The following is a 13,282-nucleotide window of genomic DNA, read 5'->3' as shown; positions in this document are numbered from 1 at the left end:
ATTTTGGCATCATGCGCAGTATTCCAAAAGGATTGTCACAGGCAGGAAAATTATGCAGCCAGTTAACGTGTTATGTATCAAATGGGGCCAAAAATATGGCGCGGATTACGTCAATACCTTGTATTCGATGGTGAGCCGTCATTTGTCACGACCTTTTCGCTTCGTGTGTTTGACCGATGATAACGAAGGTATTCGTGAAGAAGTCGAGGTGAAACCTATTCCAGCCATTGGTTTCGCTGACTTCGATGAACGTAAACCTTGGACCTTCGGACATGGGTGGCTCAAGTTGACCTGCTTTGCGGAACCTTTATACGACTTGCAAGGACCGACGTTGTTTCTGGATCTAGACATTGTAATTGTCGGTAGCCTTGACGAATTCTTTGAACCTGAAGGCGAATTCTTGGTGATCAAAGAATGGGATAAGTCTGATGCGACGGGTAACACTTCCGTGTTCCGCTTCAACATTGGTGCCCATGTTGACGCACTTGAGCACTTAAAAAAGGATCCAGTTGGCTCGCGTAAAGATGTGCGTAACGAGCAAGAGTTCATCACCCAGTTTGTCGCTCGCCAAGGCAAACTTAAGTATTGGCCGGCTGAATGGTGCCGCAGTTTTAAACGGCATTGTTTGCGACCTTTCCCGCTGAGTTTTTTCCAGCAGCCGCGGATTCCTGAAGGTGCCAAGGTTATTATCTTCCACGGTCGCCCGCACCCAGATGATGCTATCGCTGGACGCAGTGGTAAATGGTACCGCAAGGTCCTACCGACAGAATGGATCAAAGAATACTGGCGTTAAGGCACTGCCATGACGCTTTGGTATCGTCTGCTTATACGGCTGCTAACGCCACTGGCATTTTGCTACTTTTGGTTACGCGGTCGTAAAGCTCCTGCTTACCGTCAGCGCTGGTCGGAACGGCTGGCGCTGCAAGTCATACCCGTACAAGCGCGACAAGGATTGCTTATCCACTGCGTTTCGGTAGGTGAAACGGTAGCAGCCAAGCAACTCATCGAACAGCTTTTAACCAGCTATCCTAGGCTGCCGATCACGCTATCATCAATGACACCGACTGCAGCCGATTTGGCGCAAAGTTTATTTGGTGAGCGTGTTCATCATCTGTACTTGCCAATTGATACCCCGGGCGCCATGCGGCGATTTTTTGACAAGTTAAATCCGCGTGCGGTAGTGATCCTAGAAACCGAGGTTTGGCCATGCTTATTGCGTGAAGCTAAACGCCGTGCTGCTCCTGTGATGCTGCTAAATGCGCGCTTGTCGGAGCAATCCCTAAAGACTTATCAACGTTATGCTTGGCTTCTCGGCCCCATATGGCAACAGTTGACTTGGGTCGCTGCACAAGACGAGGCGAGCTATCGACGTTTTTTAAAATTGGGGGTTGCTGCGGCAAGCTCACAAATTCGCGGTAATTTGAAATTCGACAGTCAGGTATCAACTGAACTAATAAATCGGGCAGCCCAACTGCGCCAGGAACTTGGTCGCCCGGTATTGGTGGCGGCGAGCACGCACAAAGGCGAAGACGAACAACTGTTAAATGCTTTTGCTCACCTTTTGGAGCAACTACCTCAGGTTTTGTTGATTTTAGTCCCTCGCCACCCAGAACGGTTTCAAGCGGTAGGACAGTTGGCAGAGCGCCGCGGTTTTGCCGTCGCCTATCGGAGTCGGGGCGAACAACCAACGAAGCAACAGCAGATTTGGCTTGGTGACACCATGGGTGAACTAATGCAATGGTATGCGGTTGCTGATGTAGCTTTTGTCGGTGGCAGTTTGATCCAGCGCGGTGGTCATAATCCATTAGAGCCAGTGGCCACACACACACCAGTTGTCAGTGGTCGGCATATCTTTAACTTTAACGAAATTTACCAGCGTTTAGATAATGCACGGGCGGTACGGTGGGTAGAGAATGATGAGCAATTGACAACTGTGTGGTTAGAACTTTTGCAGGAACCTGAGCAAGGTTTGGCCATGCAACAACGAGCGACCGATGAATTCGCTCGTGATCAAGGTGCAACCCAAGCTATGTTAAGCGATGTGCAAAAGATTGTGACGCCAACCCCAGATGGAGCGACGACGATGCGACACGTAGATGAAATAACCGATGCCAGCGGAGCTGTTGCTTGGTATCGCAACGACTATTTTGCGTCGTTTGAAATGGCGTATTTCGACCCTGATTATTGGCAGCAACAGCAGTTGGTGCGTGGCTCAGCAACGGGACGCAGTACCGCTTGGTTTATCGAACACGGCGAGCAGGGAATGCTGTTACGACATTACTACCGTGGCGGACTCGTCGGCAAGGTCAACAAAGATCGTTTTCAACGCGAGGCACTTGGCGACTCGCGTGCAATGGCTGAATTTAGCTTGTTATTGCGCTTACGAGAGCTTGAGTTACCCGTGCCTAATCCACTTGCTGCGCGTTATCAGCAAGCGCCACTGTGGGGCTATCGTGCCGATATCTTGGTGGAAGTCATTCCTAATGCAAAAGATGTATTTAAGCTGCTTGGCGAGCAACAGCTCGACGCCGATCAATGGCACAAAATCGGTGCTGTTATCCGACAATTGCATGATGCTGGGGTCTATCACTCCGACTTGAATTGTCACAATCTGATGTTAGATGCGGACGCGAAAGCGTGGATTGTTGATTTTGATAAGTGCGGCTTTCGTGAAGCGGGGGAGTGGCAACAAGCTAATTTAGCACGACTGTTGCGTAGCCTTCGCAAGGAGCAGCAAAAAGCAAAAGAGGCCAAGCACGACTTCCATTGGTCGGAAGCACGAGATTGGCCTCTACTATTAGCCGGTTACGGTCAACGCGCTTAGTCGCGCGTTTGACCTGTACCTGTCACTACAAATTTTTCCGTTGTAAGTGCTTGCAGACCCATTGGGCCATAAGCATGCAGCTTACTGGTTGAAATACCAATTTCGGCACCTAAACCTAACTGTCCACCGTCACTGAAGCGCGACGATGCGTTCCACATGGTGACTGCCGAATCGACTTCACGAATAAAGCGTTGTGCGCGCGCTTCATCTTCGGTCACGATGACTTCAGTGTGGCCACTACCAAACTGATGGATGTGGTCAATCGCACCGGCGAAATTAGGCACTGTGCGTACCGCAATTTCGAGCGCCAAGTATTCTTCACCAAAGGCATCAACGGCGATTACATCTGGTTTATCGAAATAATCAGCAGACGCTTTATCACTATGAATTTTCACATGCTTTTCAGCCAGCGCTTGCGCGACTTTAGGCATGAATTCAGCGGCAATAGCTTGATGTACAAGTAAGCCTTCTAGTGCGTTACAAACACCCGTGCGTTGGGTTTTACCATTCAGCAAAATGGCCAGCGCTTTGTCTTGATCTGCAGCTTTATCCACGTATAAATGACAAACACCTTTATAGTGTTGAATTACTGGGATTTTGCTGTTGTCGCTGACAAAGTGAATGAGGCCTTCACCGCCGCGGGGAATCACCAAATCAACGTATTGATCTTGCTGCATTAAGTCCATCAGCAGTTCACGATCTGGGGTCGGTACTACAGTGATCACATCTTCTGGAAGATCGCTTTCGCGTAATGCCTGATGCAATGCTGCAGCGATAGCTTTACTACTCTCAATCGCTTCACGACCGCAGCGCAAAATGACCGCATTGCCCGATTTGAAACACAATGCGCCGGCGTCGGCGGTTACGTTTGGACGGGCTTCGTAAATCATGCAAATCACACCGAGCGGGATGCGCATTTTTTCTACTTTGATGCCATTCGGACGCTCATTAAAAGGCATTCTTTCGCCGACCGGATCTTGGAGTTCGATGATCTCTTCAATCGCGGTTGCCATACCTTCAATACGTTCAGGGTTAAGTTGTAGGCGATCAAGCATTGCTTCAGAGAGCTGCTTGTCACGGCCAGCCTCCATGTCTTTTTCGTTCACCGCTAAGATTTCATCGCGGTGGCTACGGATGGCATTGGCCATCTTTTGTAGAACAGCATTTTTTTCGGCAGTCGTTAAATTGGCGACTGCACGTGCCGCAGTTGCAGCACGTTTGGCAATTTCAGTAGCTACGGAGTTACTCATTCATCCTCCAATATCATTAAGTCGTTACTTTCGATGACTTCTGTAATCGGGCTGTAGCCATATTGCTCAGCAATACTGCTAGCTTCTTGTCCTTTGATATGTAACAGCTCATGCGAGCTGTACTGACAAATCCCTTTGGCAATAGCTTCGGCACTTTCGCCGTGGCGAATAACCACCGCATCACCGCGATTAAAGTCACCTTGAACATCAACAATACCTGTGGTTGTTAGCGGCGCGCCTTTAATTAAGGCTTGCGCAGTAGCTTCGCTCACCACAATCTCACCTTGTGAAATCAAGGTGTGACGCAACCAATGCTTCTTGTTGCTCATTGGGTCTTGCTGCCGCTTAAATAGGGTTCCGGGGTTCTCACCTTGTAATAGCAATTCGAAGGTTTCACCCTTGCGACCGTTCACAATATAGGTGTCGATACCATGCGAGGTAGCTTTCTCCGCTGCCTCAATTTTGGTACGCATACCGCCCGTCGCGATTTTGTTGGTGGTGCCTCCAGCCAGCGCAAAGATCTCTTCGGTAATCGTATCAACCTCGGGTATCTTTTTCGCATCTGGTTTGACCCGGGGGTCGGCATCAAAAAGACCATCAATGTCCGAGCAAATGAAGAGCGCATCGGCATCAACCAGTGTTGCCACCATCGCGGCAAGGTTGTCGTTATCGCCGACTTTCATTTCATCGGTTGCCAAGGCGTCATTCTCGTTCACGATTGGCAATACACTGTGTTCTAACAATGTGTGAAGTGTGTTACGAATACTGACGTAACGCGCACGATCGCGCAAGTCACCATGTGTCATCAATACTTGCGCACATGGAAAGTCAAAAAAGCGTGACCAGTTTGCCATCATGTCGTTTTGACCGACGGCCGCCATAGCTTTTTTCACGGTGACTGGAATCTTGTCGCTGTCGTAACTGATATGCTTGCGGCCGGCAGCAGCACTGCCTGATGATACCAGCACAACCTCTTGGCCGCGCTCGTGGCACTCGATAATAAATCGAGCTATCGCAAGTAAATATTTAGTGCTCGTTCCTGTGTCGTCTGGCGCAATCAACGCACTGCCTACTTTTACAACAGCCCGCTGCCAGGAAGGCATTTTCATAGTGGCTCCCTCTTGAAAAATTCGTTTGTATACTAACAGAATTGCGGAGGTGACTCCAGTTAACAGGTATAAGTTTAGCTTATGCTGATCATACGAAGGTTAAATTTAGGAAATATTAACGAGGATGTAAAAACAGTAGGGTTAAGCAGCGGCGTCAGTGCTGAGCCGCTGTTGGGCAGGAAAGCTCGTAAACTAAATTAATTACTAGGTGGCGTGTAACCTTCTATTTCGACGTCTTTACCCTCGAACAAGAAAGCCGTCATCTGTTGCTCGAGAAAAGCGCGATCGTTAGGGTCCATCATATTAAGACGTTTTTCGTTGATGAGCATGGTTTGCTTTTTCTGCCACTCACCCCACGCTTGCTTAGAGATATTCTCAAATATTTTTTGGCCTAACTCGCCAGGATAAAGTTGAAAGTCTAAACCTTCAGCCTCTTGCTTTAGATACTGACAGAATACGGTACGACTCATAACGACCTCATAATAGATAAACTTAGCGCCATTTTACGCGCTATTCAGAAGACTGACAAACTAGCTTACGCGCTTGGTTGTTGAGAAACTTCGCGATTGGTGCTGGTAATCCATATTGTTCAAGGTCTCGCCAAGCGATACGCTTGCCGCTGATGTTGCTATTTGCAGTTAGGTAGACTTGCGCAGCCAGTTTGTAATGCGTGAAGGTATGCTTGAACTCCGCCTGTGGTGCCTGCGCATTAGGTGCTGATGGCAGTTCTGGTAAACACCAGAGTGAGGGCCAAATGCCGGTTGCAGAGCGTTGCTCGAGTAAGACGCCATCAGCGTTCGCGTCAAGGACAAAGTAACCTGGTTTAGTTGGCGTCTTTTTACTCTCAGCTCGTTGCGGAAATCTCTCGGTTGCTTGATGAGCTCTCGCCAAGCACACATCAGCAAGCGGGCATTGTTCGCACAATGGGCGCTGGGGTTTACAAATAGTCGCGCCCAAATCCAGTAAACCTTGGGCGAAGCGTCGAGCAGAGGCTAGTGGCTTATAAACCTCAGCAAGTTGCCAAAAATGTTTATCATCAGTCGCCTTATTGACCAAAAACGGCAACATAAAGAGTCTGGCAAATAAGCGTTTTACGTTGCCATCAACGATAGCCGCCGGTTGGTCGAAGGCAAATGCTCGTATGGCACCGACCGTGTAGGGACCTATGCCGGGAATTTCGCGCAGCTCGTCAGCTTGGTGCGGCAATTGTCCTGCATACTGCGCAACGACGGTTTGCGCTGCAGCATGCAAATTACGGGCGCGACGATAGTAGCCAAGGCCTTGCCATAACTGCATGACAGTTTGTTCGTCGGCTGCCGCCAGGGCATGAAAACTGGGGAGTGCGTTGAGCCAACGCTGGAAATATGGAATGACCGTACTCACCTGGGTTTGCTGGAGCATCAATTCACTGACCAAAACATGATAGGGATCACCTGCTTGTTGCCATGGCAGATCGTTGCGCCCATGTTGCACTTGCCACCTTACAACCCGATCAGTGAATCTCTCGGGTTGGATACAAGCTTTTGCTTTCTCGATAAAACTTTCAGAATGAGTCATGATTATTGTTGCAATAGAGTTGTGCTTGAGGGAATTTTGTAAAAGTCATGTAAACCCCCAATAATTTGGGAAAAAACAAGGAAAAATCGCGCATTTCGTATATACTAAGCGTTAATTAATTCATAGGGAAATTAAGGAGCATCTCGTGAATCGTATCGCCGTAATTTCATTAGCAGTAGTCGCTGGCCTCTCAGCAGTCGTTCCTGCTTACGCTCAGGATACCAATGAAGGCCATTGGTGGGTCGGCCCGCGCTTGGGTCCTTTAGGTACTGATTCTGATCGTGTTGCGATCGACAACAATCAGTTACGTACGTTTGATGGCGGATTCGATAGTGCTTTTTATGGTGTAGAAGCAGGTTTCCAATTCACTCCAGAATGGGGCTACCGTGTTTACTACGATTACATTCGTGGTGACCTAGAAAACGCCGACACCGCTGACGGCCGTATTTTCGGTATCGACATGATGTATAACTTCACCAACAACGTGTACGGTACTTTAGGTATCAATAACACCGAAATCGGTGATGTGTCGAACCGTTTCTTACGTGTTGGAGCGGGTTACCGTGAACAGCTGAACAATGACTGGCAGTTGTTTGTTGAAGGTGGTGTGCAACAGAACGATGGTGATTTGACTGAATTCTTGTTGATGACTGGCGTACGTTACTTCTTTGGTAAAGCAGCACCAGCACCAGCTCCGACGCCAGAGCCTGAGCAAGCTGTGGTAGTTGATTCAGATGGTGATGGTGTGCCAGATAATCGCGACCGTTGCCCAAATACGCAGCCTACTTACAAGGTTGATGCGTACGGTTGTGTGATGTATCAAAACGAAACCATCACGCACGAGCTGATGATTAACTTTGCGTTCGATTCAGCGCAGATTCCAGCAGGTGAAAAAGATGAGCTGCAAGAGACTGCAGACTTCTTGAAAGAGTTCCCGCAGTTGGATATCCGCATCGAAGGTCACACTGACAGCGTGGGTACAGTGCAGTACAACCAAGGCTTGTCTGAGCGTCGTGCGAAATCTGTCGGTGATAGTCTGATTAAAGACTTTGGTATCGAGCAAGATCGTGTGAGCACTGTAGGTTACAGTGAAAACCGTCCACTGGTCCCAAATGATTCACCAGAGAATCGTGCGAAAAACCGTCGCATCGAAGCGAAAATGTCTGTCACCAAAGAAGTACCGGTGAAAGAAGACAATTAATTTTTCGTAGTGCTAAGAAAAGGCGCGCTAAGTTCAGCTTAGTTGCGCCTTTTTTGTCGTTTTAGAGACTTTAAAAGTTATGACAGACGAGAAGCAAGCCACTTACACTCAAGCGAACCTTGCAGAAGCTCAAGAAAAAGGTCGCTATATCCGTAAGATACGCAGTTTTGTTAAGCGCGAAGGTCGCTTAACTAAAGGCCAAGAAGCTGCATTGCAGCGTAGCTGGCCACTAATGGGACTGACCCATGAAGCCGGCGTAGTCAATTTCAATGAATGCTTTGGACGCGAAGCCGACACCATAGTCGAAATTGGCTTTGGGATGGGGCATTCGTTGGTCGCCATGGCAGCAGCGGCACCAGAAAAGAACTTTATCGGCATTGAAGTGCATCGTCCAGGTGTCGGTGCCTGTTTGATGGCTGCCGAAGCGCAGCAGCTGACGAATTTGCGCTTGTATGAACATGATGCCGTTGAGGTTTTTGACGATTGCTTTGTCGATAATTCCCTGGCGGGAGTGCAGGTATTCTTTCCTGATCCATGGCATAAAAAGCGTCACCATAAACGTCGACTTATTCAGCCTGAGTTTGTTGAGACGTTACGGAAAAAACTCCGTATTGGTGGTGTACTGCACTTAGCAACGGATTGGCAGAATTATGCAGAGCATATGTTGGAAGTAATGCAAGCAGCCGAAGCTGCTGGGCACTGGCAAAATCTATCGCCAACCAATGACTATGTGCCGCGTCCTGAAGAGCGCCCATTGACCAAGTTTGAACGCCGCGGCGAACGCTTGGGGCACGGTGTTTGGGATCTGAAGTTTGCGCGTAAAGCCTAAATACTCACACCATTTCGTCAAGAATCGAGTTTAAAAACCGCCGGCCTAGGTCGGTGGTTTTCCACGCTTCATTTTGCTCAACTACAAGTCCTTTTGATATGGCTGGCGCCAAAGCTTGCTGCGCAACTGACAACGCCAAGCCCGTGCGCTCGGTAAACAATTGCTTTTGCATCGGCTCATTGAGGCGCAGCAGGTTCATAAAGAACTCAAACGGGAGTTCACTGGCGGCAACCTCCCAAGTCCGATATCGCAGTGGGCGTGTAAGATCGAGATAGCCCTGCGGATGCTTGATCTTCTCGCAGCGCATAATCCGTTGTTCATCTGCTAGGGTGATTTTGCTATGAGCCCCACAACCAATACCGAGATAGTCACCAAATTGCCAGTAGTTGCGATTGTGGCGACTTTGATGCCCCGGCTTTGCGTAAGCGCTGACCTCATAGTTTTGATAGCCCGCGGCCGCTAATTTTTCATGCCCACGTTGGTAAATTTCCCATAAAACTTCGTCATCAGGAAGTCGTGGTGGGCGGCTGGCGAACGAGGTATTCGGCTCGATCGTCAGCTGGTACCAAGAGATGTGGGGTGGCTCAAGGGCTATGATGCCATCTAAATCTGCCATCGCAGCGGCAACCGTCTGTTCCGGCAGTCCGTGCATCAGATCTAAATTGAAGCTACGCAGCACCAGCGTGCGCGCATGTTGCGCTGCAGTGATCGCTTGTGCAGGATCGTGAATGCGGCCTAATTGCTGTAGCTGCGTGGCAGCTAAACTTTGTACTCCAATCGACAAGCGATTGACGCCAGCGGCTACAAAGCCGGCAAAACGCGCTTGTTCGAAGGTCCCCGGATTCGCCTCAAGCGTCACTTCGCAATCGTCGCTGAGTGTTAGCTGTGCCGCGATACCATCAAGTAGTCGCGCTATTGCTGCTGCGGAGAACAAACTTGGTGTGCCACCACCAATAAAAATACTAGTTATTGGGCGGGCTTGAGCCCACTCGAGATCGGCGCGCAAATCATCCAGCAGCCGGTTGACGTAAGCTTCTTCAGGGATGTCATGCTTCAATGCGTGCGAATTGAAATCACAATAGGGGCATTTTTGAATACACCAAGGTACGTGCACATAGAGCGCGAGCGGTGGTAGCTTCATGCGCCGTGTTCCAGGAGCTGCTGCAGTTGTCGTAGCGCCTGACCACGGTGCGAGAGCTCGCGCTTACGGTCCGCGCTAAGTTGCGCTGCGGTACAACCTTCGCTAGCGACGTAAAACAGTGGGTCGTAACCAAATCCTTTATCGCCACTAGGTACAGTGGTGATGATGCCACGCCAACGACCGTGACAAATGATCGGGGTGGGGTCTTCCGCATGTCGAAGAAATGCCAACACACAATGGAAACTTGCGCCGCGTTCGGCTTCGTCAACGCCCTGAAGCGCTGTGAGTAATGTGTCGATGTTGTCTTGATCTGACGCATTGGGGCCGGCATAACGCGCCGAATAAATCCCAGGCGCTCCGCCCAACGCGTCGACTGCTAATCCGGAATCGTCAGCCAAGGCTGGTAACCCAGTTATACGTGCCGCGTGACGTGCTTTTAAAATAGCATTTTCGATAAAAGTGAGGCCGGTTTCTTCAGCTTCTGCAAAATTCCATTCTGCCTGTGGCCGAACATGCCACTGAAAAGGCAGCAATAGTTCGGTAAACTCACGGATTTTTCCCGCATTTCCAGTTGCTAAGACAACTTCTTGCATGACAGCTTTACTCGTTTTAGGCACAATGGATGCATTATAAAGGATGCAGCGCCTCGACCAAAGGAGAAACCTGTGGCGGATTTGACCAGCGTGATGTTACTCATGGGCTCCTTGCTACTTGTCAGTATTCTGGCAGCAGTGGTCTCATCACGCTTGGGCGCGCCGTTACTCTTGGTATTCATGATTGTCGGCATGCTAGCCGGCGAAGAGGGCATCCTCGGGATCGAGTTTAATCAGCCGGAAATTGCATTCTTTATCGGCTCACTGGCGTTGGTCATCATTATTTTTGATGGCGGTATGCGTACTAAGAAAGAGCGCTTTCGGGTTGCCTTGTGGCCCGCTATTAGTCTTGCCACACTTGGCGTTGCCCTGACCTGCAGTTTAACTGCCGTCGGTATTGTCTACTTATTTGATATCCCTTGGCCCATGGCGTTGCTAATGGGCGCTATATTGAGTTCCACCGATGCCGCGGCGGTCTTCGGTATTTTCCAGTCACAAAACCTGAAGATCAAACAGCGGGTTGCCTCAACCCTTGAAATTGAATCGGGCACCAACGATCCGATGGCGGTCATTCTAACCATGACCATGACCAGCTTAATTGCGAGTGCCGAGGTATTCTCGTTTGCCGCTGTCAGTTTAGAGGTGCTGCAACAATTGCTAGGGGGCTTACTCGGAGGTTGGCTAGGCGGCAGAACTTTTGTCTGGATGGCACGCAAAATCACTGTGCAGTTTAGTTTCTTTCCTTTGCTGGCTGCTGCCAGCGCAGTAGTCGTTTTCGCACTGACCTCAACCCTTGGTGGTAGTGGCTTTTTAGCTGCTTATTTGATGGGGTATGTCATCGGTAATGCGCGATTACCGCAGCTGGTACATATTTTACAGGTACAAGATGGTTTAGCTTGGTTAAGTCAAATCATGATGTTTCTGATACTTGGCCTGCTGGTGACACCATCACATTTGATGGATAACTTGGTGTTGGCGCTAAGTGTCGCCGGGGTGATGATCTTCTTAGTGCGGCCGTTAGCAGTATTTTTGAGTTTGCTACCGTTTTCATTCCCAATTAAAGAGCAAGTTTTTATCAGTTGGGTAGGTTTGCGTGGTGCAGTGCCGATTATTCTCGCTCTCTATCCGTGGTTGAGTGGCCTGCCCGACCAAGAGTTATTCTTCGATATTGCCTTTGTCGTGGTACTGGTATCTTTGGTATTGCAAGGCTGGACTATTGTGCCGATGGCGCGTTGGTTGAAGCTTGAAGTTCCTGCTGAAGCTGAGCCTGATCGACGCATGCCGCTCGATCAAGTCGGCAGCGAAGAGCCTTTAGAGTTGTGGTCGTATCAAATTACCGAGCGTTCACCAGCTTGCGACCATGCCTGGCATGAGCTGCGTTGGTCAGTACCACTGGAGTTTGTGGGTCTAGTGCGAGCAGGGCAGTGGTTACGTCCCAGTGAACGTCCACAGTTACGCGAAGATGACAAGGTATTGGTCGTCGCGCAAGTAAAGCATATTGATGAAATCAGTCGGGTTCTTTCAGCCGGCGGGAAGGCGCGCTCGTTAAATGCGACAGACTTCTTCGGTGATTTCACTTTGAATGGTAATTTGTCATTGGCAGACATAGCTGCGTTCTATCCGCTTGGGGAGCTAGACGAAAAACTGCAAAGCAAAACGCTGCACGACTACTTTTCGTATAAATTCCATCGGCGCATGGTGGTAGGGGATCAGTTGGTGCTCGGTCAGGTCCAACTCACTATTCGTGAGTTGGACGAGCAAGATCAAATCGCTAAAGTTGGTGTGAAGCTGTTAGATTAATTGCGCCAAAATTCGTCAGAGAAACGCAGCTCTTGAGTTTCCCCATCTTTTTTGATGGTGATAAAAAAGCGTAAGGTTTCGAGGTTAGTGAAGCGAGTTTGCGCAATATAGTACACCGCAGCGCCCTCCACGACTTCTTGGAAGTCTAAGCGTTGCTGTACGCTTAGAGGATTCATTGCATAGCCTTCAAGCGATACCCGTTGCGCCGGCTTCCCTGCGGTTTCCGCTGCTAATACCGCAATATTGAGGGTGGCGAGTGTATCACTACGCTCAAGATTGTATTGTCGAGCAATCTCGGGCTGCAGGAAGGTAGAGTTAAAGGCATTGTAATGCACTTCCCACGGGCCTAAACGTTTGCTTTGTTCAGCCTGTGCGACATTAATTGTCGCACCAAGACAGAAGCTCACTAATAGGAATAACTTGGCTAAAGTACGCATGAGTACCCTCGATGATTAAACCCGAAACACGATCATCAGTGCCTGAATGACAATGATGAGTACCAACACCGAAAGGTCAAGCCCGCCCATTGGCGGAATAATACGACGAATCGGTGCTAAAAATGGCTCAGTTAACTGTGCTAACAAAGCTGTCATCGGATTATAGCCCTGCGCAAACCAGCTTAATAAAGCCCGAATCAAGACAATCCAAAACAACAACCAAAGGAACTGACCAATGGCGGACATCACTGCCAAGTACAGCAAGTCAATCCAAATGAACGGATAGCCATGGACTGCACTAAGGGTCACAAATTTTGCGAGGCTCACCACGAAGACCAGCAATAGGGTTGCTAAGTCCCAGACACCAACGGTGGGGATGATGCGACGTAACGGCTTAACCAGAGGGTCGGTGATGGTTACGACAAACTGACTCAGTGGGTTATAAAAGTCGGCGCGCGCTGCCTGTAACCAGACACGTAAAATTACCACCATCAAATACAGCTCGAAAATAGTGATAATGAGAAAGTTTATAAGCTCCATT

13 protein-coding genes are annotated in these 13,282 nt (G+C 49.2%); 5 read left to right on the top strand and 8 right to left on the bottom strand.

The features are described from left to right. Positions 1 to 52: 52 nt before the first annotated feature. Together IDAT_RS07025 and waaA are read left to right on the top strand one after the other, a co-directional pair. Complete coding sequence (locus IDAT_RS07025) at positions 53 to 793, top strand: glycosyltransferase family protein (protein WP_051986636.1); 741 nt, start codon at positions 53 to 55, stop codon at positions 791 to 793. Positions 794 to 802: 9 nt separating this feature from the next. After that, entirely contained in the window at positions 803 to 2,824 is a 2,022-nt protein-coding gene (gene waaA / locus IDAT_RS07020; RefSeq protein ID WP_034732235.1) for a lipid IV(A) 3-deoxy-D-manno-octulosonic acid transferase, read from the top strand. On the opposite strand, the gene IDAT_RS07015 is transcribed toward waaA, so the two are convergent. The 4 genes from IDAT_RS07015 to mutY all read right to left on the bottom strand — a co-directional run bounded on the left by IDAT_RS07015 (position 2,821) and on the right by mutY (position 6,740). Continuing rightward, the gene (locus tag IDAT_RS07015) at positions 2,821 to 4,074 is read right to left on the bottom strand and encodes a glutamate-5-semialdehyde dehydrogenase (RefSeq protein ID WP_034732233.1); all 1,254 of its coding nucleotides are present in this window, start codon (positions 4,072 to 4,074) and stop codon (positions 2,821 to 2,823) included. The genes waaA and IDAT_RS07015 overlap by 4 nt on opposite strands. After that, complete coding sequence (gene proB, locus IDAT_RS07010; RefSeq protein ID WP_034732231.1) at positions 4,071 to 5,183, bottom strand: glutamate 5-kinase; 1,113 nt, start codon at positions 5,181 to 5,183, stop codon at positions 4,071 to 4,073. The genes IDAT_RS07015 and proB overlap by 4 nt, the downstream gene beginning before the upstream one ends. A gap of 197 nt (positions 5,184 to 5,380) precedes the next feature. After that, a complete protein-coding gene (locus tag IDAT_RS07005; RefSeq protein ID WP_034732229.1) occupies positions 5,381 to 5,653 on the bottom strand; it encodes an oxidative damage protection protein in 273 nt (90 codons plus the stop codon). Positions 5,654 to 5,693: 40 nt separating this feature from the next. Then, positions 5,694 to 6,740 carry an A/G-specific adenine glycosylase gene (gene mutY, locus IDAT_RS07000; protein WP_051986635.1) on the bottom strand — a complete coding sequence of 349 codons (1,047 nt, stop codon included), beginning with the start codon at positions 6,738 to 6,740 and terminating at the stop codon, positions 5,694 to 5,696. 145 nt (positions 6,741 to 6,885) lie between these two features. On the opposite strand from mutY, the gene IDAT_RS06995 reads away from it, so the two are divergent. Then, on the top strand, positions 6,886 to 7,941 hold the full coding sequence (locus tag IDAT_RS06995) for an OmpA family protein (RefSeq protein ID WP_034732227.1): 1,056 nt from the start codon (positions 6,886 to 6,888) through the stop codon (positions 7,939 to 7,941). 79 nt (positions 7,942 to 8,020) lie between these two features. After that, positions 8,021 to 8,770: a tRNA (guanosine(46)-N7)-methyltransferase TrmB gene (gene trmB / locus IDAT_RS06990; RefSeq protein ID WP_034732226.1), complete on the top strand. Its 750-nt coding sequence runs from the start codon at positions 8,021 to 8,023 to the stop codon at positions 8,768 to 8,770. A 4-nt stretch (positions 8,771 to 8,774) separates the two neighbouring features. Here trmB and hemW read toward each other — a convergent pair whose 3' ends face one another. Continuing rightward, on the bottom strand, positions 8,775 to 9,911 hold the full coding sequence (gene hemW, locus IDAT_RS06985) for a radical SAM family heme chaperone HemW (protein WP_034732225.1): 1,137 nt from the start codon (positions 9,909 to 9,911) through the stop codon (positions 8,775 to 8,777). Beyond that, positions 9,908 to 10,504 (bottom strand): RdgB/HAM1 family non-canonical purine NTP pyrophosphatase, encoded by a 597-nt coding sequence (gene rdgB / locus IDAT_RS06980; protein ID WP_034732224.1) that lies wholly within the window; start codon positions 10,502 to 10,504, stop codon positions 9,908 to 9,910. Before rdgB ends, hemW begins: the two co-directional genes overlap by 4 nt. Positions 10,505 to 10,576: 72 nt before the next feature. On the opposite strand from rdgB, the gene IDAT_RS06975 reads away from it, so the two are divergent. Further along, positions 10,577 to 12,304 carry a potassium/proton antiporter gene (locus tag IDAT_RS06975; protein WP_341871922.1) on the top strand — a complete coding sequence of 576 codons (1,728 nt, stop codon included), beginning with the start codon at positions 10,577 to 10,579 and terminating at the stop codon, positions 12,302 to 12,304. Here the strand turns inward: IDAT_RS06975 and IDAT_RS06970 are convergent. Beyond that, positions 12,301 to 12,741, bottom strand: coding sequence for a DUF4426 domain-containing protein (locus IDAT_RS06970; RefSeq protein WP_034732223.1), 441 nt, complete (start codon positions 12,739 to 12,741; stop codon positions 12,301 to 12,303). The genes IDAT_RS06975 and IDAT_RS06970 overlap by 4 nt on opposite strands. Positions 12,742 to 12,756: 15 nt before the next feature. Beyond that, positions 12,757 to 13,281, bottom strand: a complete 525-nt coding sequence (locus IDAT_RS06965; protein ID WP_034732222.1) for a YggT family protein — start codon at positions 13,279 to 13,281, stop codon at positions 12,757 to 12,759. Position 13,282: the final 1 nt, after the last annotated feature.

Origin of the sequence: Pseudidiomarina atlantica, from assembly GCF_000753735.1 — a bacterium.
In the GTDB taxonomy this organism is placed as follows: Bacteria; Pseudomonadota; Gammaproteobacteria; order Enterobacterales; family Alteromonadaceae; genus Pseudidiomarina; species Pseudidiomarina atlantica.
This window is presented reverse-complemented; position numbering and strand designations above follow the sequence as displayed.